The organism is uncultured Martelella sp. (assembly GCF_963677965.2).
Classification (GTDB): Bacteria; Pseudomonadota; Alphaproteobacteria; order Rhizobiales; family Rhizobiaceae; genus Martelella; species Martelella mangrovi.
In genome coordinates this window covers 859498-879428 of the sequence record NZ_CAXXFM010000001.1, presented here as the reverse complement: position 1 = coordinate 879428, position 19931 = coordinate 859498, and the positions used below count along the sequence as shown (strand labels likewise).

The window sequence follows — 19931 nt, the reverse complement described above, 5'->3', positions numbered from 1 at the left end:
CGTCAGGCTGCCTTGGGTTCAAATCCGCCCGCATCGGTCAGTAGATAGGCCTCGCCACAGGCCTTGGCCAGTGTGCGCACACGCAGAATATAGCTCTGCCGCTCGGTGACCGAAATCACGCCGCGCGCATCGAGCAGGTTGAAGATGTGCGAGGCCTTGATGCACTGGTCATAAGCCGGGAACACGCATTTGTGCAGCATTCCGGGTTCGCCGGGTGCGCCTGCGGCGAGCAGCGCCTTGCATTCGGCTTCCGCATCGAGGAAGTGCCGGTGCAGCATTTCGGTATTGGCGTATTCGAAATTGTGGCGCGAATATTCCTGCTCGGTCTGCAGGAAGACATCGCCATAGGTGACCTTTTCGTCGCCGTCGCGGCCATTGAAGTTGAGGTCGTAGACATTGTCGACGCCCTGCACATACATGGCGATGCGTTCGAGACCATAGGTCAGCTCGCCGGCAACCGGCGCGCATTCAATGCCGCAGACCTGCTGAAAATAGGTGAACTGCGAGACTTCCATGCCGTCGCACCAGCATTCCCAGCCCAGCCCCCAGGACCCGGTCGTCGGGTTTTCCCAGTCGTCTTCGACAAAGCGTACATCATGCAGCAGCGGGTCGAGGCCGATCGCCTTCAGCGAGCCGAGGTAAAGCTCCTGCAGGTCCGGCGGCGAGGGCTTCAGCAGAACCTGATACTGGTAATAATGCTGCAGCCGGTTCGGGTTTTCGCCATAACGGCCATCGGCGGGGCGGCGCGAAGGCTGCACATAACCGACATTCCAGCGTTTGGGACCGAGCGCGCGAAGCGTGGTCGAGGGATGCAGCGTACCGGCGCCCACTTCCATGTCATAAGGCTGCAGAATGGCGCAGCCCTTGTCGGCCCAGTAGGACTGGAGCGTCAGGATAAGCCCCTGAAAGGAGCGCTTGGGGTGCATATGGGGCGGTATTTCGGACATGGCCTACGGTCTCACTGGAAGAATGACCGGTGAGTGCCATTAAAGCGGGGAGGGGTCAAGTAGTGCTGCCCGTGCGAAAGACTTCGCAATCCGCTCATTGTGTTCGCGTGGGCCCGGTGGATTGTCCGGGAGGACGGCGTTGCCGGCTTCACCGCAGGCGTCGCCTCCCGGGTTTTCAACGGGTCGAAACCTCGCTGTTCAGGGTCTGCGGCGCAAAGGCCTCCAACTGGCCTATATATTTTTTGGCCACCGGAGTGGCGTAGGGGCCGCGCTTTGCGGTGGAAAGGCCGAGCCCGACAAGCGCTTCGGCCTGCTTGACCGCTGCCGAAACGCCGTCAATGACCGGAAGGCCGAATTCGCGGGTGAGATCATGCGCCAGATCGGCCATGCCGGCGCAGCCGAGTATGATGGCTTCCGCCCGGTCTTCGCGCGTTGCCGCGTCGATTTCGGAGCGCAGGCGGTCGCGCGCGTTCGATTGCGGGTCTTCCAGAGACAGAACGGAGATATCGGCGGCGCGCACCCTTGCGCTGTCTGCCACGCCGTAGCGTTTCACCAGTTCCTCGATCGGGATGCGGGAGCGCTCCATGGTGGTGACGATCGTGAAACGGCGGGCAATGAAGCTTGCCATCTTCACCGCCGATTCACAGATTCCGACAACGGGAATATCCGCAAAGGCGCGCGCGGCATCGAGGCCGGTATCGTCGAAACAGGCGATCACGACGGCATCGGCGCCCGCCTTCTGCCCCTTGGCGATTTCCATCAGCAGGCCCGGAACCGCAAAGGCCTCATCGTAATAGCCTTCGATGGAGACTGGTCCCATGGGGGAGGTGAGGGCCGAAATCTCGGTATCCCGGCCGGCCACCTGCAGCGCCGCATGGGCGATGGTCTGCGTCATGGACGCGGTGGTGTTGGGATTGACGACAAGAATGCGCATGCGTGTCAGCCTTTGGCGCGGCTGCGGCTGAGGTAACGGATCAGCCCCAGCGCAATGCCGATGACGGCGAAGGAGAAGACCGTCGTGACCGTGCCAAGCGCATAGAGCACCGGCGTCGTCACATTGGTCGTCATCGCCATGATTTCGAGCGGCAGCGTGTTGTAGGTGCCGGCGGTCAGAAGCGTGCGGGCGAACTCGTCATAGGACAGCGTGAAGCCGAAAAGTGCTACGCCGATCAGGCTGGGCGCGATCATCGGCAGGACGACATAACGAAATGCCTGCCACGATGATGCGCCGAGGTCCCGGGCGGCTTCCTCATAGGATGGCGAAAACCGATTGAAGACCGCAAACATGATCAGAACCCCGAACGGCAACGACCATGTCAGCTGCGCGCCGAAGGCGGACGTGAACCAGGCCGGCGCTATGCCCGATTGCTGGAACATGACGCCAATGCCGAGCGACACGATGATGGACGGCACGACAAGGCTGGCAATCGCCAGATAGAACAGAACAGTCGCGCCGACAAATCTGCGGCGGAAGGCAAGGCCGGCCAGAAGCGAGACGACGACGGTGACGATCATCACCATCATCCCGAGCGTGAGGGACCGCTTGAAACTGCCGCCGAAATCGCCGACGGCCTGGGTTTCGAACAGATTGAAGAACCAGTGCAGCGAAACCCCGTTCAGCGGGAAAGTCAGGCCGCCGTTCGGCCCCTGGAACGACAGGATCAGGATTGCCGACAGCGGGCCGTAGAGAAACAGCACAAACAGGATGAAGAAGGCGGCCAGAATATAGAATTCGCGGGTGCGGTTTTCGCTGTTCATGGATCAGAGCTCCTTGCGAATATCGACGACGCGCAGGATTCCGGCGACCATCATCAACACGACGATCAGAAGCACGACAGCGTTGGCCGCCGCTCCCGGATATTGCAACAGCGACATCTGGTTGCGCATCATCAGCGCGACGGAGGCGCTCTGGCCGCCGGACATGACCAGCACGGTGATGAAATCGGCCATCACCAGCGTCACGACGAAAATCGTGCCGATGGCCATGCCGGGCTTGGCCAGCGGAATGATGATATTGGTGAGGATCTGGACGCCGGAGGCGCCGGCGTCGCGCGCCGCCTCGATCAGGGCCCGGTCAATGCGGACCAGCGAATTGAAGATCGGTACGACCATGAACAGCGTATAAAGATGCACCATGGCCAGCACGACCGCGAAATCCGAATAGAGCAGCCATTCCACCGGTTCGCTGACAATGCCCGCATTGACCAGTGCCGAATTGACGATGCCGTGACGCCCGAGAACCGGTATCCACGAAATCATGCGGATGATGTTGGACGTCAGAAACGGCACGGTGCAGATCAGGAAAAGGATGGTCTGCATTGCCGCCGTGCGGATGTGGAAGGCGAGGAAATAGGCGACCCAGAAACCGATCACCAACGTGATGCCCCAGACCATGGCCGCATATTTGACCGTGTTGAGATAGGTCTTCCACGTGACCCAGGACCCGAAGGTTTCGGCATAGTTGAAGGTGTAGAAACCGGGATACATCATCGCGAAGTCGTAATCCCAGAAGCTGACGACGGCGATCAGGATCAGCGGCAGAACCAGGAAGACGCCGAGAATGACGGCAAGCGGAGCGGCCTGCAGCCAGGAAATCAGTCCGGCCGACAGCTTCGGGCCCTTTCGGGCGCGCTTTTGCGGCTTGGCATTTGCGGTCGTGGTCATGGGCTCATCCGTTTTGTCGTTCGCCATGTCATTTCCAAAAGCCTCCGGTCGGGCCTTGGGAAAGGGCATGTCGTCTTTTTAGAGCCTTGCACGTCCGGCATGACCGGACGCAAAGGCGGGAAGGAGCGGCAGGCGCCGTTCCTTCCCGGTTTTCATTACGAAGCGATGAACTCGTTCCAGCGACGAACCATGTAGCGGTCCTCGTCCATGACGGAGTTCCAGCAGGCAACGTGGCCCATGCGCTCTTCGAACGAACCGCCGTCACGCACGGCGCCGGCTTCTTCCATGACCTTGCCCTCGGGCGACAGGATATCCTCGCTCGCCGGCTTGCCTTCGATCCAGTAGCCCCATTCATTGTCGGTCATGTACTGTTTCGCGGTGTCCATGCAGGCGGAATAGTAGCCCTGGCGGTTGAGGTAGGCGCCGACCCAGCCCGACAGATACCAGTTGATGTATTCGTAGGCGGCATCGAGCTGCGCGCCCTGAAGATGGGACGCAAGGCCAAGACCGCCGCCCCATGCGCGGTAGCCTTCCTTCAGCGGCTGGTACTTGCACGGGATGCCCTTGGCGCGAACGGCGGCAACGGCCGGCGACCACATCGACTGGATGACCACTTCGCCCGACGACATCAGGTTGACGCTTTCATCGAAGGTCTTCCAGAAGGCGCGGAACTGGCCGTCCCGCTTGGTCTTGATCAGGAATTCGATCGTCTGGTCGATCTCGTCCTTGGTCATGTTGCCCTTGTCACCATAGGTGATCTGGCCATCGGCTTCCATGATCATCGCGGCATCCATGATGCCGATCGACGGGATGTTGAGGATCGATGTCTTGCCCTTGAAGGCGGGGTCGAGAATGTCGGCCCAGGAATTGATTTCGCGGCCGACGAGGTCGGGCCGGATGCCGAGCGTATCGGCGTTGTAGATGGTCGGAACCATCGTCATGTAACCGGTCTCGGACGAGGCAAAGGTCTTGTCGCCGGGTGCATTGACGAAACCGACCGTATGCGGGGCGGTGCCCTGTGCGATTTCGCTGTCCGGCGTCAGCTTGCCGGTTTTGAACAGCGGCACGATATCGTCGTAATAGGTGAGGCGCTCGACTTCCATCGGCTGGATAACGCCGGTCGGCCAGATCTTTTTCAGGATCCAGTATTCGACATCGGCAATGTCGTAGGAATTCGGCTGGGTTGCGGCGCGCTGGGCGGCGGCATCGGAATCCATCGCCGTCATTTCCAGCGTGATGCCGAGGTCTTCCTTGCACTTCTGGGCAACGGCATTGATGTTGGAAACGCCGGTGCCGAACTGGCGCAGCGTGATCGGGTTCTGCGCCCAGATCGTCGGGAAGCCGGTGATGGCGCCGGAGCCGATGGCGGTGCCGGTGGCGGCCGCGGCGGTCTTGAGCAGTTTGCGTCGGGTCAGGCCCGAGGATTTCTTTTTCGAAGTGTCAGTCACGTTACAGTTCTCCTGTGAAGATCTTTGAAGACGGTTATTGTTGTTTTTGTCCGAGAATGATCGCGTCATAGGCGTTCCAGTGAACGGAAACGGCCTCACCCACACGAACAGGGGTTTCGAAGAAACGGGAATCGGAAAGAATGACGGTGAAATCCTCGACGCCGGCGCCGTTGAGGATCAGCTTCACTGTCGCGCCGAGATATTCGACGGTGGTGACGATGCCGGTAAAGCCAAGCCCCGGCGTTTCGGTCTTGCCGATGCGGATATGGTCGTTGCGCACCGCGATATCGGCTTTTTCACCGACCTCGACTGCGCGGCCGACGGCGGCGAACTGTCCGCCTTCGGCAACCTTGAGCATGATGCCGGCGCCGGTCTTTTCCGCAACCTTGCCGGAAATGACATTGTGATCGCCCATGAAACGGGCAACGAAGGCCGTGGCCGGTTTTTCGAATACCTCACGCGGGGTTGCCGCCTGCTCGATACGACCGTCATTCATCACCACGATCAGGTCGGCAAGCGCCATGGCCTCTTCCTGGCTGTGGGTCACATGGACGAAGGTGATGCCGAGCGATGTCTGCAGCTTTTTCAGCTCCGCGCGCATCTGCACCTTCAAAAACGGGTCGAGCGCGGAAAGCGGCTCGTCGAGCAGCAGGGCTTCCGGATCGGTGATCAGGGCGCGGGCAAGCGCCACGCGCTGCTGCTGGCCGCCCGAAAGCTGTGCCGGTCGGCGCTCGGCATAGGCCTCGAGCTGCATCAGCTTCAGCATGTCGAGCGCCTTTTCATTGCGTTCCGCCTTGGCGACGCCCTTCATCTTCATGCTGAAGGCGACGTTTTCGATCAGATCGAGATGCGGGAACAGCGCATATGACTGAAACATCATCGCCGTGCCGCGGCGCGCCGGCGGCAGGCCGGTGACGTTCTTGGCACCGAGAAGGACATCGCCTTTCGATATCGACTCGTGGCCGGCGATCATCCGCAGCGTCGACGTCTTGCCGCAGCCGGACGGGCCGAGCAGACAGCAATAGGTGCCGGCGGGAATTTTCAGGTCAATGGCATCAACTGCAGTCGTGTGCCCGTAGATTTTGGATACAGAGGCAATCTCTATCGCGGCTGCTTTGGTCATCACAGGTCCCCGTTTCACTGGTAAACTGTGAAGCATCAAACGTGCCAGTTTGACGCATAAAATTTAGAGAATTGATTTTGCTGAATTAATTTATTCCTTGACGTCAGCGTAAACAGACGTGCGATGGTGCATGCGTAAAAAGTAATCTTTGCACGCAATGAGAAGGTCAAATTGTGTGCAATCTGGAGAAAGGTTCAGTTCGACTGTTTGCAAACAAAAAATGCGGCGCTAAAAGGCAGATTATGAAACATCAGATCGAACTCTCGGAGACACCGCAACTTCCGCCGGACGCGTCGCAGGAAGACAGGGCGGCCAGTATTCGCGACGCATTGCGGGATGCGATTGTCGACAGAAGGCTTGCACCCGGAACGCGCCTGCCGGAGGCCGAAGTCGGCACGCTTTTCAATGTCAGCCGCACGGTTGCCCGCTCGGCATTGCAGATGCTGACCTTCGAAGGTGTTGTCCAGACCGAGCGCAACCGGGGGGCATGTGTATCCAATCCGACGCCGGAAGAAGCGCGGCAGGTGTTTGCCGCGAGGCGGCTGATCGAGCCGAGCCTGATCACGATGGCGATCGGGCACATGACGCCCGCCGATATCGCGCGGTTCCGCACGCATCTGGCGCATGAAAACCACCACAAGGCGCAACGCGGCGTGGCGGCGAAACGGCTTGAGATCAAGGCTTCCGGTGATTTTCACCTGATGATTGCCGCCCTTTCCGGCAATGCCGTGCTGGAAAAGTTCATGAACGAACTGGTGGTGCGCTCCTCGCTGGTGATTGCGCTTTACGGCCGCTCCGGTGTGTCGAGCTGCGGTCATTCCGAGCATGAGGATATTCTGAACGCGCTGGAAGCCGGTGATGGCGAACGCGCGACCCAGACCATGCTGCATCATCTCGATCTGATGGAAAGCGATCTCGATCTGCGCCCGCGCGATGGCCTGACGTTGAAAGAGGCCCTGGCGATCTAGGCAAGGACGGCAGGGCACCCGCCCGGAATTTGTGCATTGCCGGGGCTTTTCAACCGCTTTTATGCACGCCATGATCGCCGCGACAGAAGGAGTAGCACCCCCAATGCCGCATATGTTCGTGAACCGCCCGCGCATGCATGACTTCGTTGCTGACGATCCGGCAGTCAGAAAGAACTTTAGATGGGAGACCATCAATGCGGCGGCCTATCAGCTGGGCGGTGCGGTCTTCATTTTCGGCAGTATCTGTTTTTTCCCCTCGCTTTCGGCCTATGCCGATCTCGGGGCGTGGATCTTTTTCTTCGGATCGCTTCTCTATCTGCTCGTCACCGGACATGACCTGATCGAAGTGTTCGCCTATGCCAGAGAGCGCAAGAACTCGGCCACCATCTGGGACCGGCTGGAATTCTGGGCGGCGTGGACCTATGTTTCCGGCACGCTTCTGTTCGTGGCTGGCAGTATCTTTTTTCTCTCCGATGTCGGCTGGTACATCGCCGGTGCCTGGTGTTTCATCATCGGCAGCGTGCTTTTCGTGATCGGCGCCGTGATCAACGTCATCCAGATCGTGCAGGCGGATGACCTCGTCACCCTGCAGATGATGAACCTGACCGCGGTGACCTTCGTGGTCGGATCAACCCTGTTTGCCGTCGCCTCGATCCCCTATCTGTGGAACCTCGCAAACGCGGCCGACGAGGCCAGACTGGATGCCTTCCTCGCCTGGCAGTACCTCGTCGGCAGTGTTCTGTTTTTCGTCGGTGGTCTTCTCAACTATCGTCGTGCCTACCGGATTGTGGCGCAGGCTCTGGGCAAGCCGACCCAGTTTGGCAAATATCCGGTCAAGCCGCTGGCGCCGCACAGGAAAAAGCCCTGGGAACACTAGTTCTTACTTGCGGTAGCAAAGAAATCCATTATTCCCTGAGGTTGCGCTGTGTATGCTAGCCAGGTTGCACGTATTCTGGTAGCGCAGGAAGACAACAAGGAGAGGTTCCCGATGGTTGATATGCTTCTGCGGTGCATCGTGCCGATTGCGGCTGCTTTCTTTACGGTGGTGGCGATTGCGGCCGGATGGTTCTGGATACTGCTGTTCACGATCCCCGCACTTGCCGTTGCGGCCTATGACTGGTTCCAGTCATCCTGGACGATCACCCGGAACTATCCTGCTGCAGGCCGTCTGCGCTGGCTGGCGCTGTCGCTTCGGCCCTTCATTCGCGCCTATGCGGTGGAAGACGATACGCACGGAACGCCCTATTCCTATGCTGCGCGCGAATTGATCAAGACCCGCTCGCACGGGCTTGCCGATACTATTCCCTTCGGGACGGAACTTGATTTCTACGAGGAGCCGCATCACTGGATCTCGCACTCCATGGTGCCGGAGCGGAACCCCGATCTGTCTCCGCGGGTGATGGTCGGCAACGAGCAGAGCTCGAAACCCTATTCGGCCTCGATCCTCAATATTTCGGCGATGAGTTTCGGCGCGCTTTCCGCCAATGCCGTCAAGGCGATGAATATCGGCGCCCGCGACGGTGGTTTCTATCAGGATACGGGCGAGGGCGGTCTCAGCCGCCACCATCTCGAATATGGCGGCGATCTCGTGTGGGAGATCGGTTCGGGCTATTTCGGCGCACGCGACAAGGATGGCCACTTCGATCCGGAAAAGTTCCGTGACAAGGCGGCCAATGATGCGGTCAAGATGACCGAAATCAAGGTCAGCCAGGGGGCCAAGCCCGGCCATGGCGGCATGCTTTTAGGCTCCAAGGTCACGCCCGAGATCGCCGAGGTGCGCGGTGTTCCGGTCTATGAGAACTGTCTGTCGCCGCGCGGGCATTCGGCGTTTTCCACGCCCGCGCAGATGCTGGAATTTGCCGCGTCGATGCGCGAGCTTTCCGGCGGCAAGCCCGTCGGCATCAAATTCTGCGTCGGTCAGCCGCATGAACCCTTCGCTCTGGTCAAGGCGATGATGACCACCGGCATCTATCCGGATTTCATCGTCGTCGACGGTGCGGAAGGCGGTACGGGGGCAGCGCCGCTTGAACTTGCCGACTGGGTGGGCATGCCGCTTTGGGACGGGCTTCTTCTGATGCGCAACGCGCTGGTCGGCGCGGGTCTGAAACAGCATGTCAGGCTGGCGGGCAGCGGCAAGGTGTTTTCCGGCATGGGGCTTGCGCACAATCTGGCGTTGGGCGCCGACTGGTGCAATGCCGCGCGCGCCTTCATGATGTCTGTCGGCTGTATTCAGGCCCAGCGCTGTCACACCGGAACCTGTCCCACCGGGGTGACCACCCAGGACAAGTGGCGCCAGCGCGCCCTTGTGCCCGAGGAACAGGGACGTCACGCCGCTCGCTTTCACAAGAAGACGCTTGAAGCACTGGCCGATATCGTCGCGGCCTGTGGCTATGCCCATCCGCAGGACCTTCAGCCGCACCACATCATGCACCGGGTCGGCTCGCACGAATCCGTGCCGCTTGACAAGCTGCATCCCTTCCTGGCTGAAGGCGTGCTGCTGTCCGATCCGGATTCCACGATCTATGCCGACTGGTGGCGTGCGGCAAGTTCCGACAGCTTCCGCCCGGTCGAAGATCTGGTCAAACTTCGGGCGAGCAATGCCTAGTCCGGGCAATGCTTAGCCCGAGCGCCCTTCTTTCTCCGCAATAACAGCGGAGAATTTCTCGACTTTCGGGTCAAAGTGTCTGTTCACGTCGACAGCAGAATCTGACGGAACGACGCGTAAATAAGTTGACACGAAAATACGTGCGCATGAATACTCATAATTGCAGAAATGCAAATTCACTGTAGTGAGCCAGCAGGGGTGGTCAGCTTCGTTCGATAAAACGCGTTACGCTGGGGGAGCACCAAAATGGCAATGCGACGCGATATTGGCCTGGTTGGACTGACTTTTGTCGCCGTGGGCGGCGTTCTGGGATCGGGATGGTTGTTTGCACCACTCGACACGGCCCAGCTGGCCGGTCCGGCCTCGATTATTTCATGGTTGATCGGGGCGGTGGCGATGCTGCTGATCGCCCTGACCTATGCGGAAAACTCGACACTTTTTCCGATTGCGGGCGGCATCGCCCGTATTCCGCAGTTTTCCCACGGGCGGCTTCTGGCGTTGGCCATGGGGTGGAGCGCATGGGTGGGCTATTGCACCACCGCGCCGATCGAGGTGAAGGCCTCGCTTGGCTATGCCTCGTCCTACCTGCCGTGGCTGACCAATGCCGCCGGCGGGCTGACCCTGGCGGGCTATCTTGCCGCCGCCGTCTTCCTCGCCGTGCTGACGGTGGTCAATGTTTTCGGTGTTGCCTGGTTTGCGCGCATCAACACGACGATGACCTGGTTCAAGCTGGTCGTTCCGGTGATCTTCATCGTCGCCATCATTGCTGCACGGTTCGAACCATCGAATTTCACATCGGCGGGCGGTTTTGCGCCGTTCGGGGTGCCGGGCATCTTTGCCGCGGTTTCGACCGGCGGGGTTGTCTTTGCCTTTATCGGGTTCCGGCATGCCATCGATCTGGCCGGTGAAGTGAAAAATGCGCAACGGGTGATCCCTCTGGCGCTGATTTTCTCGGTGCTCATCTGCCTTGCGATCTATATCGGTCTGCAGGTCGCCTTTGTCGGCGCCATCGACCCGGCGTCTCTGGCCAATGGCTGGCAGACGATCGAGGCCAGCCACGAACTGGGCCCGCTCGGCGCGCTTGCCACATCGGTCGGCGTTCTCTGGTTGCTGAGCATGTTGAATGTCGCGGCCGTGATCTCGCCGGCCGGCAGCGGCCTCGTCTCGGTCGGCTCCAACGCCCGTCTGGCGCTCGCGATGTCGAACAATGGCGTGTTTCCGCGCCTTTTTGCGAGGCTGAATGTCCATGGCGTGCCGCTGTGGGCGCTGATCCTCAACTATGTCGTGGCGCTGTTCATGCTGGTCGTCCTGCCGTTCCAGGAAATTCTCGCGCTCAACAGTGCGGCTGTGGTTCTGTCCTTCATTGCCGGCCCGGTTTCGATGGTCGCGTTCCGCTATCTCGCGCCCAATGCGCACCGTCCCTTTGTGGTGCCGGCAGCCGGGTTCATCGGTGCTGTTGCCTTCATGATTGCAAGCTTGATGATCTACTGGTCGGGCTGGAGCACGATCTGGGTGCTGATTGCGCTTCTGGCCGTTGGCGCGGCGCTGTTCTTCCTCAGACTTGCAGTGATCGGGCGTGAGGACCTCGAACCGATGAGCGCGGTCTGGTTCGGCGTCTATATGGCCGGGATCGCCGTTCTCTCCTATCTCGGCGGCTATGGCGGCGGTCTGGGGGTCATCCCTCATCCGATCGATTCGATCCTGGCGGCCCTGCTGTCGATCCTGGTGTTCCTGATGGCGGTGCGCGGCCGGGTTTCGCAGGAGGTCTTCGACCGGTTCCGCAGGGAACAGCGCGATATCGAGCTTCAGGAATATGACGGCGACGATGTCGAGGATGTCATGTCACGCGGGTAAGCGTTGCGCGACCGGCGAAATCGGGAAAACCGCTCTTTCCAGCAGGAGGGGCGGTTTTTCATTTCCGCGCTCAGTGATGCGGGCGATCTTCGTAAGGCGAATCGAGAGAAAACGGCGGGATTGCCACCTTCAGCAGACGGTTATCGCCGGTGCGCATCACGTAGTGGCCGACCATGATGCCCGAGGCCGTGTCGAGCGGGGCCGCAGATTGATAGGAAAAGCGTTCGCCGCTCGCCAGCACCGGCTGCTTGCCGGCGACGCCGGGGCCGTTGACGACTTCAACAGCCCCGTCGGCATTGGTGATGGTCCAGTAGCGGGAGATGATCTGGACCTCGATTGCACCGTGATTGACGATCTCGATGTCATAGGCCCAGACGAACTGGTCCTCTGAAGGGGAGGAATGCTCGTCGAGAAAACGGGTTTCCACCCTGACTTCGACTTCATCCGTCGTTATGCTCTCCAATGGCCGCCTCCGATCGGTCCCGAGCTGCAATCTTGACGCTTATCCCGGCAGTTTTGCAAGTGCCTGGGCGAAATCGTCTATCAGATCATCGGTATCCTCGATACCGGCGGAAAATCGGATGGTGCCGCCGGTAATGCCGAGTTCGGCGCGTGCCTCGTCGGAGAGGTTCTTGTGCGTCGTGGTCGCCGGATGGGTGATCAGGCTCTTGGCATCGCCGAGATTGTTGGAGATCGAGACGATGTCCAGCGTATCCTGCAGCGCAAAGGCCGCTTCCTTGCCGCCCTTCAGTTCAAAGGCGATCAGCGTCGAACCGGCCGTCATCTGCTTGCTGATGATGTCGGCCTGGGGGTGGTCTGCACGGCCGGGATAGATTACGCGGGCCACCTGTTTCTGATCGGCGAGGAAGTCGGCGATCTTTGCAGCGCTTGCCGTCTGCTGGCGCACGCGCAGCGGGAAGGTTTCCAGCCCCTTCATCAACAGCCAGGCATTGAAGGGTGAAAGTGCCGGACCGGTATGGCGAAAATAGTCCTGCAATTCCTCCTCGATCCATTCCTTCGACGACAGGATGACGCCGCCAAGGCAGCGGCCCTGACCGTCGATATGCTTGGTGGCCGAATAGATGACGACATCGGCGCCGAGTTCGAGCGGTTTCTGGTAGAGCGCCGTCGCAAACACATTGTCGACCACGAGACGTGCACCGGCCTGATGGGCAAGGTCGGCGACGGCCTTGATGTCGACAACTTCAAGCGTCGGGTTGGTCGGGCTTTCGAGGAAGAACAGTTTTGTGTTGGGCCTGACGGCTGCTTCCCAGGCGGCGATATCACGGCCGTCGACCAGCGTGCATTCAATGCCGTATTTCGGCGCAAGCGTTTCCACGACCCAGCGGCAGGAACCGAATAGCGCGCGGGCGGCAACGATGTGATCGCCGGCATTCAGCTGGCACAGGATTGCGGCGGAGACGGCGGCCATGCCAGAGGCAGTGGCGCGGGCGTCTTCCGCCCCTTCCAGCGCACACATGCGCTGCTCGAACATGGCATTGGTGGGGCTGCCGTAACGGGCGTAGATGAAACCGTCGTCCTCACCCTTGAAGCGTGCCTCGGCGGCGGCGGAGTTTTCATAAAGAAAGCCCTGCGTCATGAAGATGCCTTCCGACATCTCGCCATACTGCGAGCGCAGGCTGCCTGCATGAACGAGTTTGGTTTGCGGACGCAAGGACTTCTTCATCTTCTTTCTCCAAACAAAAAAACCGGTCGCGAAGGGACCGGTTACCCGGTCTTTTAGCGAGTTGTTTTACGTGGCTGCAAGCCGACCGGCCAAATCACCACAGGGATAATGCGGCATAATCCCTCTAAGCGCTTGCGTCAATTCTGAAAGATTGGTTTTGTCGGCCAACAGGAGCAAAACATGTCAAAGAAGCCCGGAATACTGGCCGATCACGCCATTGCCGCATTACTCGAACACAACAACCTGACGACTGTCAGTCCGCTCGATCATGACCAGATTCAGCCCGCAAGTCTCGATCTCAGGCTCGGCGCCAAAGCCTATCGGGTGCGCGCCAGTTTTCTGCCCGGCCCGCAGCACCGGGTGAGCGACAAGCTTGAACGGCTCAGCATGCACGAGATTGACCTGACGCAAGGCGCGGTGCTGGAAACCGGCTGCGTCTATATTGTCGAACTGATGGAGGCGCTGAGCCTGCCCGAAAACCTGTCGGCCTCGACCAATCCGAAAAGTTCGACCGGACGGCTCGATATCTTTACCCGGGTGATCACCGATTTCGCACAGGAATTCGATATCATCCCGGCAGGTTACGAGGGACGGCTTTATCTCGAAATCTCACCGCGGACCTTTCCCGTTATCGTGCGGCAGGGCTCGCGGCTTTCGCAGATCCGTTTCCGCTCCGGCCATGCGGTGCTTGCCGAAGACGCGCTGATGGTGCTGCACCGCGCCGAGACGCTGGTTGCCAGCGACATGCCCAATATTTCCGATGGCGGTATCGCGCTTTCGATCGATCTGGAGGGTGACGGGCTTGTGGGCTATCGCGGCAAGCACCACACCGGCGTCATCGATGTCGACCGCAAGGCCGGTTACGATATTCTCGATTTCTGGGAGCCGATCGAGGGGCGCGGCAAGGGGGAGCTGATCCTCGACCCGGACGAATTCTATATTCTCGTCTCGCGCGAGGCCGTCCACGTGCCGCCGCTCTATGCCGCCGAGATGACGCCGTTCGATCCGCTGGTCGGCGAATTCCGCGTTCATTATGCCGGCTTCTTCGATCCGGGCTTCGGCCATGCCGGCGCCGGCGGCAAGGGCGCGCGCGCGGTGCTGGAGGTCAGAAGCCATGAGGTGCCCTTCATCCTCGAACACGGCCAGATCGTCGGCCGCCTGGTCTACGAGCACATGATGGACCCGCCGACAGCGCTTTACGGTTCGGGTCTGGGCTCGAATTATCAGGCGCAGGGGCTGAAGCTCTCCAAGCATTTTCGGGTGGGGTGAGACGCGGCTTCGGGCAAGGGAACCGGGCGGTCGAGCGGCTGGCGTTGCGGCACAGTTCCGGTGTTTCCCAAGCGCGTATTCCCTCCACCTGCGTCATCCTCGGGCTTGTCCCGAGGATCTAACCACGCTTGTCGCGAGAAGAGTTGGCAGGTCTTGCTGCGGCGAACCGACCGCCAGCGCCGACCGTCTGGGAGACAGCCTGGATCCTCGGGTCGAGCCCGAGGATGACGCATCGCGATTGGCGAACCAGTTCTCAGAACTGAACCAGAATGTTCTTGAACTGCCAGGGGTCTTTCTCGTCCTTGCGTTCCTCGAAGAAGGTCTGGCGGTCGGTGAGCGGAGTCCAGTCGGTGTAGTGGCCCTCGACGGGGCCGAGATAGGGAGACTGGATTTCAAGGCAGCGGCGATAGTCCATTTCGTCTGTTTCGACGATACCGGCTTCCGGGTTTTCCAGCGCCCAGACCATGCCGGCGAGAACGGCGGAGGTGACCTGAAGCGCCGTTGCGTTCTGGTAAGGCACCAGATCGCGGGTTTCCTCGATCGAAAGCCTTGAGCCGTACCAGTAGGCGTTCTTGTCGTGGCCGTAGAGCAGCACGCCCAGTTCGTCGATCCCGGTCAGGATATCGGCTTCTTCCAGCACCAGGCTTTCCGCCTGCGCATTGCCGCCATTGCCGAACATTTCATCAAGGGAGAGCACGGCGACATCGGCCGGATGGTAGGCATAGTGGCAGGTCGGCCGGTAGGTCACCTTGTCCTTGTCGTTTTTCACCGTGAAATAGTCGGCAATCGAAACCGATTCATTGTGGGTGACGAGGAAGCCGTACTGGGGGCCTGGCGTCGGGCACCAGCTTCTCACCCGCGTATTGGCGCCGGGTTGCTCGAGATAGATCGAGGCCTTGCAGCCCTTCTTGTGGTTCCTGGCATTTTTCGGCATCCATTTTTCGTGCGTGCCCCAGCCAAGTTCGGCGGGCTGCATGCCCTCGGCCACGAAGCCTTCGACCGACCATGTGTTCCAGAATGTGTTCTGCGGGCGCAAGAACTTGGAGCGCTGGGTGTCGCGCTCGGCGATATGAACGCCCTTGACGCCGGCATCCTTCATCAGCTGCGCCCAGCCCTCGCGGTCGTCCGCCATCGGCTCGACGAAATTCATGGCCGTATCGCGGGCGAGATTGACGAGCGCCTGCTTGACGAACCACGACACCATGCCGGGGTTGGCGCCGCAGCAGGAAACAGCGGTGGTGCCGCCCGGGTTCTTGCGCTTTTCCTTGCGCACCGTTTCGCGCAGCGCGTAATTGGTGCGTGCGGCATTGTCCGCGTTTTCGTCGAAATAAAACCCGAGCCAGGGTTCGATCACGGTGTCGATGTAAAGCACGCCGAGCGAGCGGCAGAGCTTCATCAGGTCGAGCGAGGAGGTGTCGACGGACAGGTTCACGCAAAAGCCCTGGCCATCGCCTTCGGTCAGAAGCGGTTCCAGCAGTTCCTCGTAATTGTCCTTGGTCACGGCGGCATGGATGAAGCGGACGCCGTGGTTTGCCGCGATATTGGCGTGGGCATCGTTGGGGTCGATAATCACCATGCGCGACTTGTCGAAATTGAAATGCCGCTCGATCAGGGGCAGGGCGCCTCTCCCGATGGACCCGAAACCGATCATGACAATGGGTCCGGTGATTTCGGCGTGGATCGGGTATTCCTGAAGCATTTCCGTTTCCTTCTCGGTTGGTGCCAGCGCACGAAGCGATTGCCGCGAACGCAAGGGAAATCGTGGCGCGGCTGTTTTGTTCCCCGACGCCTTCTGTCGCGCATGAAGCGTGACCACAGCGTCGCGCAACAGTAAAGCGGATTTGTTGCCGCCATTCCAGAAGTCAGTTCAAAACTTCTCCAAGATGACCGCGAAGGGCATCGATATCGGCGTCTTTCATACCCTTGTAGGATCGGGCACAGGGCAACATCCGGAAGGGGCGTTCGCTGGTCATGTCGTCACGACGACTTCAGCCCTTCGGCGCTGGCGATGGTTCTGGAAAAATCCACTTCGGTCAGTTCGTAGGTTGCCACGCCCTCGCTGACGAAGGGGTCGGTTTCGCAGATCGTGCGCACCGCCTCCAGGCTGCCGCGCGCGATGATGACGCCGCCGGTGCGGGGAACCTTGCGTCCCGAGGCGATGAAATCGCCACTGGCATAATGGCGGTTCAACCATTCGATATGGCCGTCGAAATGTTTCTCGACTGCTTCCATGGGCGCCACATAGGTCAGCGAAATCAGGATCATCGCGGTCTCCTCAACCAGCCGGCGCGGCGGACAGGTCGCCGGCGGCAAAACGGGCTTTCAGCAAGGCTTCTTCATATTCGGCGCGTGCGGTCGAATCAACAACAACGCCGCCGCCGACATTGAACACCGCCCGCCCGTCATCGAACAGCGTGATCGTGCGAATGGCGACATTGAAGCGCATGGTGCCGTCCGGCGCGATATGGCCGATCGCGCCGCAATAGGCGCCACGTGGTCCGTCTTCCAGCGCCTGCAGGATTTTCATCGCCGATATTTTCGGCGCGCCGGTGATCGAGCCGCAGGGAAACAGTGCGGCGAAAATCGATTGCAGGTCGGCATCGGCATTCAGCTTCGCACGCACATGGCTGACCATCTGGTGGAGGGTCGGATATGTCTCGATTGCAAACAGTTTCGGCACATGCACGCTGCCCGGTTCGGCAATCCGCGAGATGTCGTTGCGCAGCAGGTCGACGATCATGCAGTTTTCGGCAAGCGTCTTGTCGTCATCCAGCATTGCCGCGATGATCGCCTCGTCTTCGGCCGGAGTGGCCCCGCGCGCGGCCGTTCCCTTCATCGGATGGGTCTCGATGAAACCGTCGCTGTCGACCGAAAAGAACAGTTCCGGCGAACGCGAGAGAATGCGCGGTCCGGCAAGATCGACATAGGCGCCGTAGCGCACCGGCTGACGTTCGGCAAAGCCATGGAAGGCTTCAACGGGATCGCCGCTCCAGCGGGCATGAACCGCGAATGTCAGATTGCCCTGGTAGCAGTCGCCGGCCATCAGATGGGCGTGCAGGGTTTCGAAACGTTGGCGATAGGCGGCAAAATCCCAGGCAGGTCGGAAATCGGAGAGGAACGGGTTTTTCGCGCTGGCCGTTGCGAGGCCGGCCTCCTCGGGCGCATCGAAAACCCCGAAACAGATATAGGGCGTTTCCCCCTTTTCGAGGGGACGCGCGGAAAAGGCGGGGTCCAGCAGAAACCCCGCCTCGTAAGAGATGTAGCCCGCCAGCCAGTGGCCTGCGGCGCGGGCTTCTTCCATGCGGGCGAAGGCGCCCGGCACATCTGCCGGGGTTTCGGCCACAATCAGCGCATGCGGGTCGCAAAAGCTCAGCATGCGACCGGCAAGGTCGTCCCGGAAGACGGCGCGCTTCATCCTATTCCTTGTCGAGTGCTTCGAGTTCGTCGATCAGGCCCTCGATCATCGAAAGCCCCTTGCTCCAGAAGGCCGGGTCGGATGCATCGAGGCCGAACGGCTTCAGCAGTTCGGAATGGTGCTTGGTGCCGCCGGCCTTCAGCATCTCGAAATACTTGTCCTGAAAGCCGCTTTCGGCATTCTGGTAGACGGCATAGAGCGAGTTCACCAGGCAATCGCCGAAGGCATAGGCATAGACATAGAACGGCGAATGGATGAAGTGGGGCACATAGCTCCAGTAGGTCTCGTAGCCATCGGCAAGCTTGATCGCCGGGCCGAGGCTTTCGGCCTGCACCGACATCCACATGTCGTTGATCTGGTCTTCCGTCAGTTCGCCCTCGCGGCGGGCGGTATGGACCTTGCGCTCGAACTGGTAAAAGGCGATCTGGCGCACGACCGTGTTGATCATGTCCTCGACCTTCTGGGCGAGCATGGCCTTGCGCTTGGCCTTGTCGGTGGTCTGCGCAAGCAGTGCACGGAAGGTCAGCATTTCTCCGAAGACGGAAGCCGTTTCAGCCAGCGTCAGCGGGGTCGAGCACATCAGCGCGCCCTGTTTGGCCGCCAGCACCTGATGCACGCCATGGCCGAGCTCGTGGGCGAGCGTCATCACATCACGCGGCTTGCCGAGATAATTGACCAGAACATAAGGATGGGCGGAGGGCACGGTCGGATGGGCAAAGGCGCCGGTGCGTTTTCCCTGGCGGATCGGGGCATCGATCCACTGCTCGTCGAAGAAGCGTTGGGCAATGCCGGCCATTTCCGGCGAAAACGCGCCATAGGCGGAAAGCACCGTGTCGCGTGCCTCGTCCCAAGGAATGACGCGCTCGGCGGTATCCGGTAGCGGCGCGTTACGGTCCCAGTAGTTCATCTGGTCCATGCCGAGCCATTTCGCCTTCATCGCGTAGTAGCGATGGGACAGGCGCGGATAGGCCTCGCGCACGGCTTCGCTCAGCGCATCGACAACCTCGCGCTCGACCCGGTTGGACAGGTGACGGCTGTCGGCGATATCCTCGAAGGCATGCCAGCGGCTGTTGATCTCGGTGTCTTTTGCCACCGTGTTCATGATCAGCGAAAATGTCGGCAGATTGTCCTTGAAGGTGGCTGCCAGCGCTTCCGCCGCCTTGCGACGCACCGGTTCCTTGGTGTCGCTCAAAAGATTGAGCGCCTTTTCGATCGGCATCTCCTCGCCGTCCACGGTAAAGCGCATGCGGTCCATGGTCTGGTCGAACAGGCGGTTGAAGGCCTGATTGCCGGTCGTGGATTTCTCCATGAACAGCTGTTCGATCCGGTCATCGAGCTGATGCGGCTTTTCCAGCCTGAGGTCCAAAACCCAGGGGCGGTAGCGGGCAAAGCGCGGATCGGCTTCAAGCGCCTTGTTGATCGTGTCCTCGTCCAGCCGGTTCAGTTCCAGTTCGAAGAACAGAAGGTCGGCATAGATTTCGGTAATCCGTGCAGAGGTGTCGCCGTAAAGCTTGCGCAGCGCCGGGTCTGCGGCGTTGGCGTAATAGGAAAGGCCTGCAAACGAACCGAGACGTCCGAGCGTGTCGCCAAGCGCTTCATAGGCTTCGATGGCGGCGCCGAGGCCGTCATCGCCGGTTTTGGCGGCGGCTTCTGCAAGCTTGCCCTTCCAGCGGGTTGAAAAGGAGCGGGCCTGCTTGGCGGCTTCATCGAAAGCATTGTTGAACTCGGGCGAGGACGCGCCGGGATAAAGATGGGTGAGATCCCATTCGGGCAGCTGGCCCAGGGCCTCGTCGCCGGTCTCGGCCGCCTGAGCGGAGCTGTCAGCCGGAATGCGCGGAAATGAAGCGTTGAACATGGATCTGTCTTTCCTGTTTTTTATGCGGTCGTCGCCGTTGGACTTGGCTTCAACATATGTGTCACGATGTCGCCCCGCAATCGCAAGCGCGGAAAA

General features: G+C 60.3%; 17 protein-coding genes and 1 riboswitch. Of the genes, 5 read left to right on the top strand and 12 right to left on the bottom strand.

What is annotated here, in order from left to right:
* Positions 1-2: 2 nt before the first annotated feature.
* From ACHZCU_RS04305 to ACHZCU_RS04280, 6 genes are all read right to left on the bottom strand, one after another.
* A complete protein-coding gene (locus tag ACHZCU_RS04305) occupies positions 3-947 on the bottom strand; it encodes a glycine--tRNA ligase subunit alpha (RefSeq protein ID WP_106308206.1) in 945 nt (314 codons plus the stop codon).
* 175 nt (positions 948-1122) lie between these two features.
* On the bottom strand, positions 1123-1881 hold the full coding sequence (locus ACHZCU_RS04300; RefSeq protein WP_319517789.1) for an aspartate/glutamate racemase family protein: 759 nt from the start codon (positions 1879-1881) through the stop codon (positions 1123-1125).
* A gap of 5 nt (positions 1882-1886) precedes the next feature.
* Positions 1887-2705 carry an ABC transporter permease gene (locus tag ACHZCU_RS04295; RefSeq protein ID WP_106308200.1) on the bottom strand — a complete coding sequence of 273 codons (819 nt, stop codon included), beginning with the start codon at positions 2703-2705 and terminating at the stop codon, positions 1887-1889.
* A 3-nt stretch (positions 2706-2708) separates the two neighbouring features.
* Positions 2709-3611, bottom strand: a complete 903-nt coding sequence (locus tag ACHZCU_RS04290) for an ABC transporter permease (protein WP_106308567.1) — start codon at positions 3609-3611, stop codon at positions 2709-2711.
* Positions 3612-3766: 155 nt separating this feature from the next.
* Positions 3767-5059, bottom strand: a complete 1293-nt coding sequence (locus ACHZCU_RS04285; protein WP_106308197.1) for a PotD/PotF family extracellular solute-binding protein — start codon at positions 5057-5059, stop codon at positions 3767-3769.
* A 34-nt stretch (positions 5060-5093) separates the two neighbouring features.
* On the bottom strand, positions 5094-6182 hold the full coding sequence (locus tag ACHZCU_RS04280) for an ABC transporter ATP-binding protein (protein WP_319517788.1): 1089 nt from the start codon (positions 6180-6182) through the stop codon (positions 5094-5096).
* 242 nt (positions 6183-6424) lie between these two features.
* On the opposite strand from ACHZCU_RS04280, the gene ACHZCU_RS04275 reads away from it, so the two are divergent.
* The 4 genes from ACHZCU_RS04275 to ACHZCU_RS04260 all read left to right on the top strand — a co-directional run bounded on the left by ACHZCU_RS04275 (position 6425) and on the right by ACHZCU_RS04260 (position 11609).
* On the top strand, positions 6425-7150 hold the full coding sequence (locus ACHZCU_RS04275; protein ID WP_106308191.1) for a GntR family transcriptional regulator: 726 nt from the start codon (positions 6425-6427) through the stop codon (positions 7148-7150).
* A gap of 103 nt (positions 7151-7253) precedes the next feature.
* The gene (locus ACHZCU_RS04270; RefSeq protein WP_319517787.1) at positions 7254-8027 is read left to right on the top strand and encodes a YrhK family protein; all 774 of its coding nucleotides are present in this window, start codon (positions 7254-7256) and stop codon (positions 8025-8027) included.
* A gap of 111 nt (positions 8028-8138) precedes the next feature.
* Entirely contained in the window at positions 8139-9755 is a 1617-nt protein-coding gene (locus ACHZCU_RS04265; RefSeq protein WP_106308185.1) for an FMN-binding glutamate synthase family protein, read from the top strand.
* Positions 9756-10001: 246 nt separating this feature from the next.
* On the top strand, positions 10002-11609 hold the full coding sequence (locus ACHZCU_RS04260; protein WP_319517786.1) for an APC family permease: 1608 nt from the start codon (positions 10002-10004) through the stop codon (positions 11607-11609).
* Between the two features lie 70 nt (positions 11610-11679).
* On the opposite strand, the gene apaG is transcribed toward ACHZCU_RS04260, so the two are convergent.
* Both apaG and ACHZCU_RS04250 read right to left on the bottom strand, forming a co-directional pair.
* Positions 11680-12072: a Co2+/Mg2+ efflux protein ApaG gene (gene apaG / locus ACHZCU_RS04255; RefSeq protein WP_106308179.1), complete on the bottom strand. Its 393-nt coding sequence runs from the start codon at positions 12070-12072 to the stop codon at positions 11680-11682.
* Between the two features lie 39 nt (positions 12073-12111).
* A complete protein-coding gene (locus ACHZCU_RS04250; RefSeq protein ID WP_319517785.1) occupies positions 12112-13296 on the bottom strand; it encodes an O-succinylhomoserine sulfhydrylase in 1185 nt (394 codons plus the stop codon).
* Positions 13297-13329: 33 nt separating this feature from the next.
* A riboswitch (SAM riboswitch) is annotated at positions 13330-13407 on the bottom strand.
* A gap of 69 nt (positions 13408-13476) precedes the next feature.
* Here ACHZCU_RS04250 and ACHZCU_RS04245 point away from each other — a divergent pair.
* Positions 13477-14565: a 2'-deoxycytidine 5'-triphosphate deaminase gene (locus ACHZCU_RS04245; protein WP_319517784.1), complete on the top strand. Its 1089-nt coding sequence runs from the start codon at positions 13477-13479 to the stop codon at positions 14563-14565.
* A 253-nt stretch (positions 14566-14818) separates the two neighbouring features.
* On the opposite strand, the gene ACHZCU_RS04240 is transcribed toward ACHZCU_RS04245, so the two are convergent.
* From ACHZCU_RS04240 to ACHZCU_RS04225, 4 genes are all read right to left on the bottom strand, one after another.
* Positions 14819-16264 carry a homospermidine synthase gene (locus ACHZCU_RS04240; protein ID WP_106308564.1) on the bottom strand — a complete coding sequence of 482 codons (1446 nt, stop codon included), beginning with the start codon at positions 16262-16264 and terminating at the stop codon, positions 14819-14821.
* A gap of 278 nt (positions 16265-16542) precedes the next feature.
* The gene (locus tag ACHZCU_RS04235) at positions 16543-16830 is read right to left on the bottom strand and encodes a YciI family protein (RefSeq protein ID WP_319517783.1); all 288 of its coding nucleotides are present in this window, start codon (positions 16828-16830) and stop codon (positions 16543-16545) included.
* Between the two features lie 10 nt (positions 16831-16840).
* Positions 16841-17980: an aminodeoxychorismate synthase component I gene (locus ACHZCU_RS04230; RefSeq protein WP_319517782.1), complete on the bottom strand. Its 1140-nt coding sequence runs from the start codon at positions 17978-17980 to the stop codon at positions 16841-16843.
* Between the two features lies 1 nt (position 17981).
* Positions 17982-19835 (bottom strand): M3 family oligoendopeptidase, encoded by a 1854-nt coding sequence (locus ACHZCU_RS04225; protein ID WP_319517781.1) that lies wholly within the window; start codon positions 19833-19835, stop codon positions 17982-17984.
* Positions 19836-19931 lie beyond the last annotated feature (96 nt).

Excerpts from the sequence above, each read along its gene's own strand:
- ACHZCU_RS04305 (WP_106308206.1), bottom strand. The coding sequence starts at position 947 with ATGTCCGAAATACCGCCCCATATGCACCCCAAGCGCTCCTTTCAGGGG.
- ACHZCU_RS04300 (WP_319517789.1), bottom strand. The coding sequence starts at position 1,881 with ATGCGCATTCTTGTCGTCAATCCCAACACCACCGCGTCCATGACGCAG.
- ACHZCU_RS04295 (WP_106308200.1), bottom strand. The coding sequence starts at position 2,705 with ATGAACAGCGAAAACCGCACCCGCGAATTCTATATTCTGGCCGCCTTC.
- ACHZCU_RS04290 (WP_106308567.1), bottom strand. The coding sequence starts at position 3,611 with ATGACCACGACCGCAAATGCCAAGCCGCAAAAGCGCGCCCGAAAGGGC.
- ACHZCU_RS04280 (WP_319517788.1), bottom strand. The coding sequence starts at position 6,182 with ATGACCAAAGCAGCCGCGATAGAGATTGCCTCTGTATCCAAAATCTAC.
- ACHZCU_RS04275 (WP_106308191.1), top strand. The coding sequence starts at position 6,425 with ATGAAACATCAGATCGAACTCTCGGAGACACCGCAACTTCCGCCGGAC.
- ACHZCU_RS04270 (WP_319517787.1), top strand. The coding sequence starts at position 7,254 with ATGCCGCATATGTTCGTGAACCGCCCGCGCATGCATGACTTCGTTGCT.
- ACHZCU_RS04265 (WP_106308185.1), top strand. The coding sequence starts at position 8,139 with ATGGTTGATATGCTTCTGCGGTGCATCGTGCCGATTGCGGCTGCTTTC.
- ACHZCU_RS04260 (WP_319517786.1), top strand. The coding sequence starts at position 10,002 with ATGGCAATGCGACGCGATATTGGCCTGGTTGGACTGACTTTTGTCGCC.
- ACHZCU_RS04250 (WP_319517785.1), bottom strand. The coding sequence starts at position 13,296 with ATGAAGAAGTCCTTGCGTCCGCAAACCAAACTCGTTCATGCAGGCAGC.
- ACHZCU_RS04245 (WP_319517784.1), top strand. The coding sequence starts at position 13,477 with ATGTCAAAGAAGCCCGGAATACTGGCCGATCACGCCATTGCCGCATTA.
- ACHZCU_RS04240 (WP_106308564.1), bottom strand. The coding sequence starts at position 16,264 with ATGCTTCAGGAATACCCGATCCACGCCGAAATCACCGGACCCATTGTC.
- ACHZCU_RS04235 (WP_319517783.1), bottom strand. The coding sequence starts at position 16,830 with ATGATCCTGATTTCGCTGACCTATGTGGCGCCCATGGAAGCAGTCGAG.
- ACHZCU_RS04230 (WP_319517782.1), bottom strand. The coding sequence starts at position 17,980 with ATGAAGCGCGCCGTCTTCCGGGACGACCTTGCCGGTCGCATGCTGAGC.
- ACHZCU_RS04225 (WP_319517781.1), bottom strand. The coding sequence starts at position 19,835 with ATGTTCAACGCTTCATTTCCGCGCATTCCGGCTGACAGCTCCGCTCAG.